The sequence below is a fragment of the Kitasatospora sp. NPDC005748 genome, assembly GCF_040630735.1.
Lineage (GTDB): Bacteria > Actinomycetota > Actinomycetes > Streptomycetales > Streptomycetaceae > Kitasatospora.
This window is the reverse complement of the sequence record NZ_JBEXYD010000001.1, coordinates 289864-306250: the sequence shown is the minus strand read 5'-3', so window position 1 is coordinate 306250 and position 16387 is coordinate 289864. Positions and strand designations below refer to the sequence as shown.

Sequence of the window (16387 nt, the reverse complement as noted above, 5' to 3'; positions counted from 1 at the left end):
AATGAAGTCCTACATCGACAGTGAGATCCGTCAGCTGGCGACCCAGCCGAACTTCGTCGACGACCAGTCGGAGAAGGAGTGCCCGGTCTGCCGGAAGGTCGCGGTGCGCAGCTACGTCTACGAGGGCAGCAGGGCGGGCCGCCCGGTGCTGTTCTGGCGGACGTGGTGCCACGCGTGCCGCCGGATGTGCAGCTCCGTCGGCGCCAAGCCGAAGAAGCTCGCGTTCGACGACCCGTTCGCCCGGATGACCGCGGACGAGCGGCGCGTGGTCTCCGCCGATTCCGACGGCTTCTTCGAGCGCCTCGACCAGCTGTGGCGCAAGGGGACGCTTCCCCAGCGGTTCCACCGCGCCTCCTGAGCGCGGGCCCCCGCCCGGGGGCCGGTACCCGACGTCGGCCTCCAGGACCCCCCACGGGTCCTGGAGGCCGACGTCGTTCTCGGGGCGGGGGCGTTCTCCGGGGGGCGTCAGAGCAGGGTGCTCCAGTAGGACCAGAACCGGTTGAGGACCAGCAGGGCGATCACCGCGGCCCACAGCGCCGGCAGGGCCCAGTGGTAGCGGGCGGCCTCGCGGACCACCGGTCGCAGCCGGGGGCCGACGGGTACCACCCCGGAGCGCAGGTTGTGCAGCGTGGTGTACCAGCAGAGCGGCACCACCGTGGCCCAGACCACCACGCAGTACGGGCAGAGCGCGCCGATGTCGTACAGCGCCTGGTCGATCAGCCAGTGCACGAAGACCACGCCGGCCAGGGTGCCGGCCTGCAGGGCCAGCCAGAACCAGCGCCGGTAGGCGGCGCCGGCCAGCAGCCCGGCGCCGACCGCGGCGACGGCACCGAAGGCGGCCAGGCCGAGCAGCGGGTTCGGGAAGCCGAAGACCTCCGCCTGCTCGGTGCGCATCACCGACCCGCAGCTGATCACCGGGTTGATGTTGCAACTGGGGACGTAGGACGGGTTCTCCAGGATGCGGAGCTTGTCGAAGGTCAGGACGGCCGAGGCGGCGAGGCCGAGGAGTCCGCCGAGGAACACGAACAGGGCGAACGCCCGGCCGGCGCCGATCGGCGTGCCGTGCGGCGGGGAGGAGGCGGCGGAGCGGGAGCGGGGCGGGTTCACGGCAGTCGGGGCGGTCATCGCGGAGCACTCCGGTGGGTGTGAAGGGCCGGCCCGGCCGGGTGGTCGGCCGGGCCGGTGGTGCTCACTGCAAGCCCGCGGCCTGCTTCACCTGGGCGGTGAACTGCTCCGGCGTGGTGGCGCGGTTCCCGCTGAACAGGGTGATCGGCTTGCCGTCCAGCTTGACCGTCGGCGTGCCCGTCACCCCGCTGTCGTTGAAGGCGTCCGCGACCTTCTTCGCCCACGGGGCGTAGGTGCGGTCGGTCACCGCCTTGACGAAGGCGTCCGTCTTCAGACCGGGCACCTGGCCGGCCAGGTCCAGCAGGTGGTTGACGTCGCCGAAGCCGTCCTCGCGCTCGTCGGGCTGGTTGGCGTACAGCACGTCGTGGAACTGCTTGAACTTGTCGACGCCCTCGTTGAGCGCCGCGCCGACGGCGGCGAGCGCGGTGCGCGAGCCCTTGCCGCCGAGGTTCTTGTCGAGGAACGCCGCCAGGTGGTACTCCACCCTGACGGTGCCGTCGTCCGCCAGCTTCCTGACGGTGTCGCCGTTGGTCGCCTCGAAGCTCTTGCAGACCGGGCAGCGGAAGTCCTCGAACACCTGGAGGGTGTGGGCGGCGTCCGGCTTGCCGTACACGATCACGGTGCCGTCGGGGCCGGTGGTGTTGGCCGGGACGACCAGCGCGGTCGGGTCGGCGGCGGCGGACGCGCTGGACGGGTCGTCGCCGCCGGCCGCGTTGATCGCCAGCGCGGTACCGCCGGCCAGGGCGAGGACGGCGACGATCGAGACGCCGACGACGATCCGCTGCCGGCGCTTGGCGGCGGCGCGCTCGCGCAGCTGCGCCTCCTGGATCCGCTCGCGGGCGCTGACGCGCTGGGACTGCTTACGGGCGGGCTGTTCGGTGGGCTGGGCCATGGTGGGTCAACTCCTGGACACGGCGCGCGACATGCGCTTCTTCCTGGGTGGCCGCCTCGGCGCGGCACGGAAGGCCGCGGGCACGAGGGGGCCGGGTCGGTGGGCTCGGGAGTCGGCGCGCTGCCTGCGGGCGCCGGGCGGTGGCCCGGGGCCGGCCCGGCCGGCGGGGGCCGCGGGCCGGGAGCCCTACGGACCGGCGTGAAGCCGGACGGGGGTGTCAGCAGGCAGGCGCGAAGGCCGGCGGACCGCGTCGCGGCGCCGGGCTGAGCACCACGGCCTCGCGGAGCGGCCGGGGGCGGTCCGAGACCGGCAGCGGCACCCGCCGCACCGGCCGCAGCGGTACCGGCGCCAGCAGCAGGAGCAGCGCCCGCAGCGGGGCCGCGACCGCGTGGCGCAGAGCGCGCAGCGCCCGGGCCAGACCGGACAGGGCGGCGTCGCCCAGCCGCAGCCAGACGGCGGCGGCCAGCGCGACCAGCAGATGGGCCAGCAGGACCAGCAGCTGGGTGGCGGCGGGCGCGACCGGCCCGGTGTGCCCCAGGGGCCCCGAGAACAGCGAGCCGTCCACCGAACCGCCGCCGCAGACCAGCAGGTTCATCCCGCGGGCGGGGGCGTGTCCGGCGCCCAGGACCGGGCCGCAGCCGGCCTGGCCCAGGTTGAAGGTGGTGTTGAGCAGCAGCTCGACCGGGACCAGCACAGCGGAGATGTGCAGCAGCCGCCGCTCCTGGCCGGCCAGCGCGGTCGCGACCAGGAAGACGACGACGGTCGCGGCGGCGACCAGGGCGAGCGGCAGCGGACGACCGGTGATGACGACCTGGCCCAGCGCGGACAGCGGCACGGCGAGCGCGGTGAACACCGCGGCCCGCAGGGCCCTGGTCGCAGGGGTGGAAGTCGTCATGCCCCGGAGTATGCCACGACGCTTACACGCCGCACGAGGGTGCGTCGGCGGATGAGCGGTGACCGGCGAACAGATGGCCCGTCATCGGTCGTTCGTTTGCGGTACGGGGGTGGTGGGTTCACCGGTGGGATGGGTTTGGGCGCCCGAGCCGGGGTGAGCGGGCGTCAGGGGCTGCCGCCGGAGGGGGCGGCGCTCCGACAATCGGGCGATGGACCACGCCACCGGCGCGGCGCACCCGCGTCCGCCCGCCGCCGAGGCGCACCCTCCGGTGCAGGGGCCGCCCCGGCCGTCGGCGCCGGTGCCGGCCCCTCCCGCCCTCGTGCCCGCTCCGCTGCCCTGGCCTCCTTCGCTCCCTTCGCCCCCTTCGCCGCCATCGTTCTGGCCTCCGGTGCTTCCCGTGCCGCCCGTGCCGCCCGAGCCGCCGGTGCCGCCCGAGCCGCCGTTCAGCCACCTGCCGCCGATCCACTGTTCGGGACCGGGGCACCCGCCTTCCCCCACGCCTTCGCCCGCGCCGTCGGCTCCGGGATCCGCCCAGCCCGTGCCGCCGGTCCCGATGGCGGCCACCCCGGTGTCGGCCGCCCCGACGCCGCCCGCCCCGACCCGGTCCGCCGTGCCCGGACCGGCGGCCGCGGAGACCGCCGCCGCGCGGCACCCGGCGGTCGCCCCGGCGACCGTGGCCACCGTCACCCCGACCCCGCGGCCGGTTCCCACCCCGGCTCCCACCCCGCCTCCCGCTCCGGTCCTCGCCCCGCCCCCGAGCCCGTCCGCGACGGTCGCGGTCGTCGCCGCGCCCCCGCCCCCGGCCGGCGGGCTCGCGCCGCCCGCCCTCGAACCGACCGTCTGGGCCACCGTCATGATCCTCGCCGTGCTGGTCCCGGCCGCGCTGGCCGCGGTCCTCGGCCACCACCCCCCGACCTCCAGGAGCCGCAGGTGAACCCTGGCCCCCTGCTCAGCGCCGTCGCGGCCGTGACGGTCGCGATGACCGCACTCGCCGTCGCCCACCGGCTGCGCCCCGCCCTCCCCGAGGGCGAGGATCCGCCCGAGCCGCACCCCGCCCTGGCCAGCATCGGCTCCGGGCTGCTCTCGGGGTTCATCCTGCTCACCGGCTTCCTGGTGGCCACCGGCTGGGCCGCCCGTTCCACCGGGGTGGTCCCGCCCGGCGGCCTCTACATCGCCGACCTGGCCGCGGGCACCGCCGTCCTGCTCTTCCCCTCGCTGTCCGGGCTGCCCTTCACCGCGCGGCACGCCACCGCGGTCTGCTTCTTCGCCGCGCTCGTCGGCTACACGATGTCGCTGGCGGTCCAACTGAGGCCCTGAGTCCGGTTCGGCCGGTTCCCGCCCCCGGCGGGCCAGCCTGGAAGGCGTCCCGCCGCCCCGACGTGAAAGGGTGAACGCGCATGGCCGCACACGACACCACCGCGGGTGCGGTGGTGCTCCACCGGATCGGGGTGCAGGCCGCGGTGCTCGCCGGGCTGGACGGCGCCGTCCGGGCGGCCGGGCCGGACGCGGTGGTGGCCGCGGCGGCGCTCCGGGAGCGGGCGGCCGGGTCCGGCGACGTGTTCGGGTACGGCGTGCTGTACGGGCCGGAGTTGGCGGCCGCGGAGGCGGCGCGCGCGGCGCTCCGCCCAGCGGGTGGGCGGTGTGGGCGCGGGCGTCCGGCCGGGAGCCGGCGCGGTTCGGCTGACGGGCCGCTAGGTAGCGGGTGCTCGACCGGGTTCCCGTCGCCGTCCGGGCAACCGCCCTTGACCGGGTTCCCGTCGCCGTCCGGGCAACCGCCCTTGACCGGGTTCCCGTCGCCGTCCGGGCAACCGCCCTTGACCGGGTCCCCCCACCGACCGGTCGACCGTCCGGTAGGGGCCGGAGCGTCCGGCGCGGCGGTCACTGGAGCCCCGGCCCGCCGCGCCGGTCGGTCACTTCTGACGGTGGGTCAACTGCGCCATCAGGGTGAGGACGGCGAAGCCGAGGATGACCGCGAGACCGGGGTAGAACATCGACAGCTCGGTGCCGGGCATGATGACCGCGGTCACGACGGCGAGGCCGAAGGCGCCGCCGACCTGCAGCGAACTGTTGAGCAGCCCGGCGGCGAGCCCCTGCTCCTCGTCCGCGACGCCGTTGGTGCCCGCGACCATGAGCGTCGCGATGCTGAGTGCGAAGCCCACGCCCCACAGCACGGAGGCGGGCAACAGCACGCGCCAGAGGTCGGGTTCGGGGCCGATGAAGAGCATCAGCAGGTAGCAGGGGAGGAAGGCGACCAGCCCGACCATCAGGATCTTGGTCACGCCGAACCGCTCCATCAGCGCGCCGAGCTTGGGACCGATGATGACCACCATGAGGCCGGCCGGCAGCAGGACCAGGGCCATCTGCCACGGCCGCCAGCCCTGGAGGTCCTGGAGGTAGAGGGCGAGCAGGAACTGGAAGCCCATCGCGCCGCCGTACAGCAGGGCGATGCTGACGTTGGCGCTCACCAGGCTGCGGTTGCGGAAGATGGCGAGCCGGATCAGCGGCTCCTTCACACTGCGCTCGATCACCAGGAAGGCGGCCAACAGGGCGGCGGACAGGGCGAATCCGCCGATCGTCCGCACCGAGCCCCAGCCGGCCTCGGCGGCGGAGACCACGGTGAAGACCAGCAGGAGGGTGCCGGCGAGCAGGGTCGCGGCGCCGCCGATGTCGAGTCGCGGCCGTTCGGTGCGCGGCGGGTCCGGCGGCAGGAAGCGCAGAGCGCCGATCAGCAGCAGCACGGAGAGCGGGATCGGCAGGATGAAGATGGACCGCCAGCTCAGGCCCGCGAGCAGGCCGCCGACCAGCAGGCCGGAGGAGTAGCCGGACGCCTCGAAGACGTTGAAGATGCCGAACGCCTTGTTGCGCTGGGGCCCTTCGGGGAACGTCGTGGTCAGCAGCGACATCGCGGCCGGGGCGGCGAAGCCCGCCGCCATGCCCTTGACGAAGCGCGAGACGATCAGCAGGACCGAGCTGTCGGCGAGCGCGCCGAACAGCGAGACGACCGCGAACGCGGCCATCGCGATCACCAGCACCCGGCGTCGGCCGAACAGGTCGGCGACCCGCCCGCCCAGCAGCAGGAAGCTGCCGAAGGCCAGGATGTAGGCGCCGACCAGCCACTGGGCGGTGGCCGCGGTCATCCCGAGCTCGTTCTGGATCTCGGGGATGGTCACCACGATCATCGAGATGTCGAGCCCGTCGAGCAGGATCACGCCGCTGAAGATCAGCAGCGACACCCATAACCGTGCCGACCAGCGCAGGGAGTCCTGCTGGACCTCCGGTGCTGCCGTCTCGGACGGCGCCTCGGGTGCTGCCAAGGCGTCGCCTCCCGTCCGGTGTTCACTCGGAGCCGAGCTGCCTGACATGGGCACATCCCTCCCACTAGAATGATCTTGAGCGCGCTCAACCCGCGTCCGCGATAATTGTCTACGCGCTATATTGCATAAGCTTGATGCTGCCCTAAGTAACCAGACCTGCGCAAGGCGAACACGGCAAGCGTGTCAACTACGGCTCTCCGGGCCCGGTCGGCGGCCATGGACGGCGGTCATCGACGGCGGCGCGCGGCCGGCTCGTTCGACCGCGTCGCATGCGCCCGCTCCGCGGTGCGGTGCGCCGGCAGTTCCCGCCGGCCGACCCGGTCCGACGGCAACAAGACCGCAGGCGAAGGACTTTGTGCGGGCCCGGGAGAACTCGGCGTACGGGGCCCGGCAAAACGGCCGACCTGACAGATCGTCGTTCGTTTGTTCAGGAACCCGGTTCGGCTCTGGTTAGCATCGGGGCACGAACTCGGAGCAATGGACGGAGCATCCGGGAGACGAGTGTGCCGTCGTCGGCGTGCAGGCCGACCAGCACCGGTCCTTCGAATAACAGCCACGGCAGTCTGCCGGCGATGCGATGCGGAGACCCAGAATGCGGCTTGCGCAAACGTTAGCAAAAGTCATGCAGCGCCACACGGACCGGCCCGCAATCGGTGAACGCGCGAAGGAGTTCGTGCGGGACGCCGACACCGGCCGCGTTTCGCTCCGCCTCCTGGCGCACTACGAAACGACCAGTTACAGCGAACTCTGGGGGCGGGTCCGCGCGGTGGCCGCGGAATGGCACCGGCACCCGGAGCATCCGCTGGAGCCGGGCGAGCGGATCGCCCTGCTCGGCTTCGCCAGCGGCGACTACGCGGTGGTCGACCTCGCCTGCAACTACCTCGGCGTGGTCAGCGTCCCGCTGCAGACCAGCGCCCCGCTGGCGCAACTCGCCTCGATCGTCGAGGAGACCGAGCCCTTCGTCGTCGCGGCGAGCATCGAGCGGCTGCACGTCGCGGTCGAACTCCTGCTGGCGAACCCGTCGGCCCGCCGGCTGGTGGTCTTCGACTACCACCCGGACGTCACCGATCAGTTCGAGAAGTTCACCGCCGCGCGCGAGCGCCTGGCAGAGGCCGGCCGCGAGGTGGCGATCGACACCCTGGCGGACGTCGTCGGCCGCGGATCCGCGCTGCCCGACGCGCCGTTGTTCGTCCCCGAGGACGGCGACGACCCGCTGGCCATGCTGATCTACACCTCGGGCAGCACCGGAACGCCCAAGGGCGCGATGTACACCGACACGCTGCTGAGCGCGATGTGGGGCGGGGCCTGGTCGAAGCTGTTCTCCGACCTCCTCGCGATCAACATCAACTACATGCCGATGAGCCATGTCGCCGGCCACTCGTCGCTGAAGAACACCCTCGCCCGCAGTGGGATCAGCTACTTCACGGCCAGCAGCGACATGTCGACCTTCTTCGAGGACATCGCACTGGTCCGGCCCACCGAACTGTCGCTGGTGCCAAGGGTCTGCGAGATGCTCTACCAGAAGTACCAGAGCGAGCTGGACCGGCGGGAGCTCGCCGGCGCCGACCGGCGGGCGGTCGAGGCCGAGGTCCTGGCCGAGCTGCGGGAGAACCTCCTGGGCGGCCGGCTCGCCTGGGCCAGTTGCGGCTCCGCCCCGCTCTCGGCCGAACTACGGGTCTTCGTCGAGGCCTTGCTGGGCTTCGAGCTGACCATCATCTACGGCTCCACCGAGGCCGCCGCCGTCTCCGTCGACGACAAGCTGCTCCGCCCGCCGGTGATCGACTACAAGCTGGCCGACGTGCCCGAACTCGGCTACTACCGGACCGACTCCCCTTACCCACGGGGGGAGTTGCTGCTGAAGTCCGAGGCCGTCGTGCCCGGCTACTACAAGCAGCCCGAGCTGTCGGCGGAGATCATCGACGAGGACGGCTACTACCGGACCGGCGACATCGTCGCGGAGCTCGGGCCGGACCGGTTCACCATCCTGGACCGCCGCAAGAGCGTGCTGAAGCTCTCCCAGGGCGAGTTCGTGGCGACCGCGCGACTGGAGTCCGAGTTCGCGGCGAGCCCGCTGGTCCGGCAGATCTTCGTGTACGGCAACAGCGAGCGGTCCTATCTGCTGGCCGTGGTCGTGCCCACGCCGGCCGCCCTCGACCAGTTCGGCGACGACCGGGAACACCTCCGCCAGCTGCTGAGCGAATCGTTTCAGCAGATCGCCCGCGAGGCCGGACTGAACTCCTACGAGATCCCGCGCGACGTCCTGATCGAGGCCGAGCCCTTCGACCAGGCGAACGGCCTGCTCTCGGACCACCGCAAGCTGCTGCGGCCCCGGCTCCAGGAACGCTACGGCCGCGAACTGGAGGAGCTGTACGCCGACATAGCCGCCCGGGAGAGCCGGGAGCTGCTGGAGCTGCGCCGTACGGGCGCCGACCGGCCGGTGCTGGAGACGGTCCAGCGGGCCACCCGGGCGCTGCTCGCGGGCTCCACCGTCGAGGTCGGCCCCGCCGCGCGCTTCCGGGACGTCGGCGGGGACTCGCTGACCGCCGTCTCCTTCTCCAACCTGCTCCACGACATCTTCGGCGTACGGGTCCCCGTCGACACTGTCATCAGCCCCGCCTACGACCTGCGTCAACTGGCCGGCTACATCGAGACCAAGCGCGCGACGGGCCTGCGGGGGGTCACCTTCGCCTCGGTGCACGGCGAGGACGGCACGCGGGTCCGCGCCGGGGACCTCACGCTGGACAAGTTCCTCGACGACCGGACCATCGCCGACGCCCGGACCCTGCCGCAGCCCTCGGGCGAGCCCCGGACGGTGCTGCTGACCGGCGCGAGCGGCTACCTCGGCCACTTCCTCTGCCTGGAGTGGCTGGAGCGGCTGGCCCCGGTCGGCGGGACGGTGATCTGCGTGGTGCGCGGACGGGACGCGGACGCGGCCCGCGGGCGCCTCGACGAGGCCTTCGTCAGCGGCGACGACGAACTGGTGCGCCGCTACCGAGAGCTGGCCGACGGGCACCTGGAAGTCCTGGCGGGCGACATCGCGGAGCCGCGGCTGGGCCTGGACGACACGACCTGGAAGCGGCTCTCCGAGGAGGTCGACGTGATCGTCCACGCCGGCGCCCTGGTGAACCACGTCCTCCCGTACCACCACCTGTTCGAGGCCAACGTCGTCGGCACGGCCGAGCTGATCCGGCTGGGGCTCACCGGCCGGATCAAGCCCTTCACCTACATCTCCAGCGTGGCCGTCGCCACCTCCCGGGCCGGCGGGGCGCTGGACGAGGACTCGGACGTCAGGACCGCCCTCCCGGTGCAGCAGACCGACGAGGGCTACGCGGGCGGCTACGCGACCAGCAAGTGGGCCGGCGAGGTCCTGCTGCGCGAGGCGCACGACCGGTGCGGACTCCCGGTCACCACGTTCCGGTCCAACATGATCCTCGCGCACAGCCGTTACGCCGGGCAGCTGAACGTCCCGGACCAGTTCACCCGGCTGCTGCTCAGCGTGATCGCCACCGGCATCGCGCCGCACTCCTTCTACCGCACCGACGACCGGGGGAACCGCCGGCGGGCGCACTACGACGGCCTGCCGGTGGACTTCACCGCCGCCGCGGTGGTGGCCCTGGGCGGCCAGGGCACCGAGGGCTACCGGACCTTCAGCCTGGTCAACCCGAACGACGACGGGGTGTCGCTCGACAGCTTCGTGGACTGGCTGGCCGAGGCCGGGCACCGGATCGAGCGGGTGGCCGACTACGACGACTGGTTCGTCCGGTTCGAGGCCGCGATGCGGGCCCTGCCCGAGGGGCAGCGACAGCACTCGGCGCTGCCGCTGGTCCACGCGTTCAAGCGGCCGGAGGAGGCGGTGCCCGGGTCGGTCATCCCCTCCGACCGGTTCCGGGCCGCCGTCCGGGCCGCCGGGATCGGACCGGCGCGGGACATCCCGCAGCTCTCGCCCGCCTTCATCGCCAAGTACGCCGCCGACCTGAAGCTGCTCGGCGAGCGCCTCGGCTGGTGAGACCCGCGGCCGTCGCGGCACCCCCCCCGGCGGTGCCGGACGGCCCGCCGCGCGAACGACCCACCGCCCATCGGACATCGACCCCTGGAGCAGAGAACCATGGAACAGACATCCGCGAAGTTCGAGGAGCGCTACGATCTCGGGCGCCGTCTCGTCGAGCAGCTGGGCCCGGTCGAGACCGAGCCGACCACCTTCGAACTCCTCGGCCTGGAATGGGACTTGATCCCCGGCACCTACGAGCCGCGGCCGGGCACCGGCACCGAGTGGTACACCGGCGCGATCCCCTACCCGGCCGGTGGCAGCTTCCTGGAGATCGGCTGCGGGGCCGGCGTCACCGCGGTCTGGGCGGCCCTGCACGGCTGTGCGCGGGTGACCGCCACCGACATCACCGACACCGCCGTCGACAGCGCCGCCCGCAATGCCGCACGGCACGCCGTCGCCGACCGGGTCCGGGTGCTGCGCAGCGACGTGTTCGACGCGCTCGGCCCCGAGGAGCGCTTCGACACCGTCTTCTGGAACTGCAGCGTCTTCGAGGCGCCGAAGGACTTCGAGTTCAAGCAGGACGTCGAGTGGGCGATCTTCGACCGCGGCTACAGCGCCCTCGGCCGCTACCTCGCCCAGGTGCACGACCGGGTGCTGCCCGGCGGCCGGGCCCTGGTCACCTTCAACAGCTTCGGTGACGCCACCCGGATCGCCCAGCTCGCCGCCGAGGCGGGGAGCTCGCTGACGATGCTGGGCAGCGCCGACCGGCAGCTGGCGGGCGTGGACGTCACCTACAAGCTCTTCGAGATCCGCCCGCTGGAGCGCTGACCGCAGGAGCGCGCACACCGCCCGCGGCGCAACCCGTACACCCGGTCGCCCGGAGGGCCGGCCCGCATTCGTCGGGCCGGCCCTCCGGGCGGTTTCGCATGCGGCCCGGGGCGGTCGGGGGTGGCCCAGGGGGCCGGAATATTCCAGCGGCATGCGAATGCCGGGTGGACGCCGGAGCGGTCGAACGAAAGGGCGAGCAATTCGAGCCGCGATAGCGCTCCGGGCCATTACGTTCTGTACATGGAGGGTTGCCGGGGTGATAGAATCCGACCCGGTGCGTGTGAATGCGCGCATGCCGATCAGGCCGGGGGCGGCGGCCCCGGCGGTAATCTCCGGGTGCCGATCGAGGTCGATCCGGACCGGGCGCGATCCACCCCGGCGCGACTGCTGTCGGGCACGATCCGGCCGGGCCGCGTGACGGCTACCGGAATCGACGCCTCCCTTGTCGCCCCGCGGCATGCTTCCGCGCGTTTCACCCGTCGCTCACCCCATTTCCGGAGCGCTCCCATGGCCAAGCAGAATCGTGCCGTCCGCACCCGGCAGGAACTGATCCGTTCTGCCGCGGAGACCTTCGCCCGATCGGGATTCGCGGAATCCTCCATCACCCAGATCTGTGTCCGGGCCGGTCTCAGCCACGGTGCGCTGCATTTCCACTTCGGGAACAAGCGGGCGCTCGGCGAGGCGGTCGAATCGGCCGCCGCGGAAACCCTGCTGCACATCACCGGGAACGTTCCACTGCGGCACCCCGTACCGCTCCAGCTGCTCGTCGACACCTCGCACCTGCTGGCCCGGCGGCTCTCCACCGACGCGGTGCTGCGGGCCGGGTTCTGCCTCGGCAGCGACGCCACCTGGCCGGGCGGCGCCGACCTGTGGCAGCAGTGGCAGGACTGGGTCCAGCTGATGCTGACCGTCGCCAGGGCCCAGGGCAGCCTGGCCGCCGACATCGTGCTCGACGACGCCGTGGCCGCGATCACCGCCGTCGTCGCCGGGCTGGAGGTGCTCGGGCGGCGCGACCCCCAGTGGCACTCGCGTCAGGCGGTCACGCCGTTCTGGCGGTTGATGCTGCCGCAGCTCGCGACGGCGCAGGCGCGGGCCGGGATCGCCCCGGAGGGCAGCTGTGCGGAGCCGCCGGAGGGCGGCGAGCGGGCGGCCGGCGCGGAGTGGGGCGAGGCCGGCGGGCGGCGGGCGGCGCAGCCCTGCGACGCGCTGTCCTGCTGCTGACGGCCGGGGCCGGCGCCGCCCCCGCCACTCGCCAGCCCGGCCGCCCCCGGCCGGTGGTGGCTCGCTCAGGCGGGCCGCTCGCGCCGGTCGGCGAGGGCGACGACCGCGTGGGCGGCCGAGGCCAGCGTGACGTGCCGGTGCCAGCCGCTGAAGGAGCGCCCGGTGAAGTCGCGGATGCCCACCCGGTCCGCGATCTCCGTGAAGTCCCGGTCGACCTTTCCGGTGAGCCGGCTGAGCCGGACCAGGGTGGCCGGTGGCACGGCGGTGAGATTGGTCAGCCAGAGCTCCGCGGGCCAGTGCCCGCCCTCCTCACCGATGCCCAGCAGCAGGAGTTCACCACTCGGAGCGCCCGGAGTGCCGGGAGCACCCGGTGCGGTGGGTGTGCCCGGTGCGGACGGCGCGGGCAGGCCGACCCGGACGGTGGCGGCCGGCACCGCCCGGGGAGCCGTCTGCGGACCGTGCTCCCGAGCGTGCTCCCGGCCGGGGACGAGCCGGCGCAGGTCCTTGGCCAGGCTCATGATGCGCAGGGCCGGCTGCGGCCTGCTCCCCGAGGCGGGCAGGGCCTGGTCCAGTACGGAGAGCCGGAGGTCGCCGCCGACCCGGGCGAGCAGCGGCACCCCGTGGGCGTGCAGCTTCCCGAAGATCGTCATGGCCTGTGACTCACCGATGTCGAGCACCACGGGCCGGACCGGCAGCCCCCAGCCCGTGCTGGTCTCCAGGCAGGCCTCGGTCACGCACTCGCCGAGGGTCTCCACCCCGGCCTCGTCCGGGATCGACACCTGACTGCGCCGCAGATCGTCCTTGAGCCAGGCCTCGGGCAGGTGCAGGCGCCAGTTGACCGGGGTGCTCAGCTCCTCCGAGGCCGCCCAGACGCCGATGGCGTGCTGGGCGTTCAGCACCTGCCCGAGGGTCGGGAAGAAGTGCCGTTCGACGCCGACCGAGTGCTGCCCCGTCTTGGGGATGATCATCGGCTGCACCACCCACGCCTGTGGGGCCGCCGCGCCGGCCAGGTAGTGGGCCAGCGCCCGGCGGATGGGGATCCAGTCCCAGGTCGAACTGCAGATGAAGTGGTGCAGGTTCTGCTCCGAGGCCGGCTTGCCGAGCAGCGCCGCGATGTTGCGGATCGACTTGCGCCCCTCGGTCTCCAGCAGTCCGCGCAGGTACTGCATGCCCTTGCGGCACTGGTCGCTGCGGGACAGCGAGGTGAACAGGATCGAGCAGAGCTCGGTGAGCAGGACGTCGTGGGCGCCGGGCGGGAACGGTGTGCGGGGGTGGCGGGCCGGGCCCGGTCCGGACGGCTCGGCCGCCGCGGACGGCCCTCCGGGCGCGAGCCGGGCCGGAGAGGCGGCCGCAGGCGGGATGGGGGCCGGAACGGAAGAGGGGAATCCGGTGGGGCGCAGGGGGCGGGCGGAGGGCTTCGACCGGTCGTTGTCGCCGACCGGAGCCTGGGTGCGCCGTCGCTGTGCCAGCGTCTGAGAGGTCAAGTCGTCTCCGTGGTCGTGGTGTTCGGGGGGAGGCGCCGGACGGCGGCGGCGGGGCCGGCCTCGCGGTGGCCGGGTGGATCGGGAGCGTCGGTCGGGTCGGGTCGGGGCGGGTCGGGTCGGGTCAGGGTGGGTCGGGTCGGGTCGGCGCGGGTCAGGGCGGAGCGGGTCGGGTCGGGGCGGGGGTCGGAAGCGGGACCGGCCGTCGCCGGGCCCTGCCGCGAGTGGGGGAGCGGCTTCGTGGCGGTGCGGCGCCCCTGTCCTCAGTGCGGGAGCCGACCGGTCCGCGCTCGATCAGGGGTGGGAGGCAAAACGGCTGAGCGGACGCCCATCCTGTCCTGCGGACACGGCCCGTGCCGGGCCCCTTCCGGAGCGCCGCCAGGGAAGTCCGGCAAAGGTGAACTCCACGTGCGCACACTCCTGTTCGGTCTCCCGTGGCGGTCATGAACGTGCTCGGGCGCTGCTCCAGACAGTAAGGAGCGATCGGAGGCGATGCCATGGTACGAGGAGTGAGAGTGTCACATTACCGGACAGTAGTCCTGTGAAGCCGGAGCCGGTGGGTCAGCGTCCGGCCCGGCCGCCGGGCAGCAGCGGCCGCCGGTTCTCCAGGGTGGCGATCAGGTGGGCGACCGACGCCAGCGTGATGTGCCGGTGCCAGCCCGGGAACGACCGCCCGCCGAAGTCCCGTACCCCCACCCGCTCGGAGATCGCGGTGAAGTCCCGCAGAACGACGCCCGGCAGCCGGGTGAGCCGCAGCGCGGTGAGGACGGAGGGCGCGTCGGCGTTGGTGAGCCAGAGCCGCCGGCGCGGGCGCCCGGCCGGCCGCCACTCGCCGAGCAGCAGCATCCGCTCCCCGCGGGCCGGCGAGGTCACCACCGGGATCGCCACCGCGGTCGTCGGGCCGTCGCCCGGATTCACCTGCCGGCGCAGCCGAGGGAGCGACTCGGCGAGCTCGCCCACGGTGTGCTCCCGGCCGCTGTAGCTGGGCAGTTCGGTCCGGTCGAGCCAGAGCTGGGCCTGCGGGCCGACCCGCACCACGAACGCGACGCCCAGGGCCGCCAGGTGCCGGGCGACCGCCACGGCGTCCACCTCCCCGACGTCCACCACGACCGGCCCGCGCAGCACCCCGCCGATTTCCCGGATGTCGGCCACCGCGGCCCGGACGCAGTCCTCGATGGTGGCGACCGCGGCGTCGGCGGGGACGCTCGCCCGTTGCCGCAGCGGATCGGTCAGCCAGCGGTCGGAGAGCCGCAGCTGCCAGTCGACGGGGACGGCGCAGTGTCCGGAGGCCAGCCAGGCCCCCACCGCGTGCTGGCCGTTGACGATCCGTCCGAGCGGCAGTAGTTGCTGGTCGATGCCGACCGAATGGGAGCCGGCCTTGGGTATCAGGATCGGTCTGATCACCCAGGCCTGCGGTGCCAGGGCCCGCTGCACCTCGCGGGCCAGGGCGTGCCGCACCGGCATCCAGTCCCAGGGCGACGCGCTGATGAAGTGGTGGACGCTCTGCTGCGCCGCGGCGCCGTCGAACTGCGCCGCGATGCCGCGCAGGGTCTTGCGCCCCTCCAGCGCGAGCAGGCCGCGGACGTACTGCTCGGCCTTGAGCCGCTGGCCGCTGCGCCGCAGCGAGCCGAACAAGTGGGCGCTGAGCTCGGGGTCGAGCGCCGTGTCGGCGGCCGGTTCGCCGTCCGTCGCGCCGACGGATCCGTGCAGGTGCCGCATGGTTGATCCCCCCGTGGTCCGCCACCCCAGCCGACCGGACGGACCGCCGCCCCGCATCGGCGTCGTCCGGGTCGGACTCCCAAAAGAGGACTGCTGTCCTGTTCTCATTTATACAGGCCGGCGCGGACGGTGGCTGCCCCGTCGTGCCGCGTGGACACGGGAATCGCAGGTGCGAATTCCGTGCCGGCCGGCCGGCACGGTCGCTGGGGCGAGGCTGGTCGGGCGGTGGTCCGGACGGTCGGTCAGTCAACGGGGGACGGAGCCCCGGCCCGGCCGGCCTCCTCCAGGAGGCGCTTCGCGCGGTAGGGGGAGGAGTCCAGCCTGGCCAGCACGCCGGCGCTGGCGACATTGGGGAGGACGAGTGCGAACAGGTTCGAGATCTCCTGGGAGAGGGTCCGCTCCGGCAGGGTCTCGGTGATCAGCTGGACCCCGGTCCACGCCCCCACGAACAGCCGGGCGGTCTCGGCCGGGTCGACGTGCGCGAGCAGTTCGCCGCGCTCCTTCGCCTCCGTCAGCAGTCCCTGCCCCACCTCGATCCAGTCGGGCCAGCGGGTGCCGAACAGGCCGCGGGACTTGACGTCCACGGACAGCCGGATCGCGGCGCTCAGCATCGGCTCCCGGGGCAGCCGGTGGGCGAGCAGCAGGGCGAGGTCCACCCACTCCTGCAGCTTGAAGGCCTGCGGGGCCAGCCCCTCCATGGTCACCGCCTCGGCCAGCACGCCGCGGGCGAGCTGCTCCTTGGTGGTGAAGTGGAAGTAGAGGCCACCGCGGGTGAGTTGGATGCGCTCGATGAGGCCGCCGATGGTGGTGGCGTCGTATCCGAGCTCGTTGAACATCTCGGCCGCGGCCTCCAGGATCAGCCGGCGGGTATGGATCGCGCGCTCCTGCCTTGACACTTTATGCCTCCACTGCATTCTCTTTACC

At 73.1% G+C, this 16387-nt stretch carries 12 protein-coding genes and 1 pseudogene; 6 read left to right on the top strand and 7 right to left on the bottom strand.

The genetic code is table 11. The features are described from left to right. The first annotated feature begins 1 nt into the window (after position 1). Positions 2-358, top strand: coding sequence for a hypothetical protein (locus ABZ495_RS01165; protein ID WP_359833838.1), 357 nt, complete (start codon positions 2-4; stop codon positions 356-358). A 107-nt stretch (positions 359-465) separates the two neighbouring features. On the opposite strand, the gene ABZ495_RS01160 is transcribed toward ABZ495_RS01165, so the two are convergent. The 3 genes from ABZ495_RS01160 to ABZ495_RS01150 all read right to left on the bottom strand — a co-directional run bounded on the left by ABZ495_RS01160 (position 466) and on the right by ABZ495_RS01150 (position 2912). Then, positions 466-1125, bottom strand: coding sequence for a vitamin K epoxide reductase family protein (locus ABZ495_RS01160; RefSeq protein WP_359833837.1), 660 nt, complete (start codon positions 1123-1125; stop codon positions 466-468). A gap of 64 nt (positions 1126-1189) precedes the next feature. Beyond that, a complete protein-coding gene (locus ABZ495_RS01155; RefSeq protein WP_329486501.1) occupies positions 1190-2017 on the bottom strand; it encodes a thioredoxin domain-containing protein in 828 nt (275 codons plus the stop codon). A 217-nt stretch (positions 2018-2234) separates the two neighbouring features. Further along, the gene (locus tag ABZ495_RS01150; protein WP_359809691.1) at positions 2235-2912 is read right to left on the bottom strand and encodes a hypothetical protein; all 678 of its coding nucleotides are present in this window, start codon (positions 2910-2912) and stop codon (positions 2235-2237) included. A gap of 538 nt (positions 2913-3450) precedes the next feature. Here ABZ495_RS01150 and ABZ495_RS01145 point away from each other — a divergent pair. Together ABZ495_RS01145 and ABZ495_RS01140 are read left to right on the top strand one after the other, a co-directional pair. After that, positions 3451-3846 carry a hypothetical protein gene (locus ABZ495_RS01145; RefSeq protein WP_359833835.1) on the top strand — a complete coding sequence of 132 codons (396 nt, stop codon included), beginning with the start codon at positions 3451-3453 and terminating at the stop codon, positions 3844-3846. Then, entirely contained in the window at positions 3843-4229 is a 387-nt protein-coding gene (locus ABZ495_RS01140; protein ID WP_329486498.1) for a hypothetical protein, read from the top strand. The genes ABZ495_RS01145 and ABZ495_RS01140 overlap by 4 nt, the downstream gene beginning before the upstream one ends. A 593-nt stretch (positions 4230-4822) precedes the next feature. Here the strand turns inward: ABZ495_RS01140 and ABZ495_RS01135 are convergent. Further along, positions 4823-6226 (bottom strand): MFS transporter, encoded by a 1404-nt coding sequence (locus ABZ495_RS01135; RefSeq protein WP_359833833.1) that lies wholly within the window; start codon positions 6224-6226, stop codon positions 4823-4825. A gap of 565 nt (positions 6227-6791) precedes the next feature. On the opposite strand from ABZ495_RS01135, the pseudogene car reads away from it, so the two are divergent. The 3 genes and pseudogenes from car to ABZ495_RS01120 all read left to right on the top strand — a co-directional run. Next, positions 6792-10232, top strand: a pseudogene (car, locus tag ABZ495_RS01130) (carboxylic acid reductase); the annotation flags it as partial. A gap of 99 nt (positions 10233-10331) precedes the next feature. Then, positions 10332-11042, top strand: a complete 711-nt coding sequence (locus ABZ495_RS01125; protein ID WP_329486495.1) for a methyltransferase domain-containing protein — start codon at positions 10332-10334, stop codon at positions 11040-11042. Positions 11043-11549: 507 nt separating this feature from the next. Further along, a complete protein-coding gene (locus ABZ495_RS01120) occupies positions 11550-12263 on the top strand; it encodes a ScbR family autoregulator-binding transcription factor (RefSeq protein WP_359833831.1) in 714 nt (237 codons plus the stop codon). 65 nt (positions 12264-12328) lie between these two features. Here ABZ495_RS01120 and ABZ495_RS01115 read toward each other — a convergent pair whose 3' ends face one another. The 3 genes from ABZ495_RS01115 to ABZ495_RS01105 all read right to left on the bottom strand — a co-directional run bounded on the left by ABZ495_RS01115 (position 12329) and on the right by ABZ495_RS01105 (position 16359). Next, positions 12329-13747, bottom strand: a complete 1419-nt coding sequence (locus ABZ495_RS01115) for a transposase (RefSeq protein ID WP_359833829.1) — start codon at positions 13745-13747, stop codon at positions 12329-12331. Between the two features lie 558 nt (positions 13748-14305). Further along, positions 14306-15463 carry a transposase gene (locus ABZ495_RS01110; protein ID WP_359833827.1) on the bottom strand — a complete coding sequence of 386 codons (1158 nt, stop codon included), beginning with the start codon at positions 15461-15463 and terminating at the stop codon, positions 14306-14308. A 242-nt stretch (positions 15464-15705) separates the two neighbouring features. After that, positions 15706-16359, bottom strand: coding sequence for a ScbR family autoregulator-binding transcription factor (locus tag ABZ495_RS01105; protein WP_352288776.1), 654 nt, complete (start codon positions 16357-16359; stop codon positions 15706-15708). Positions 16360-16387: the final 28 nt, after the last annotated feature.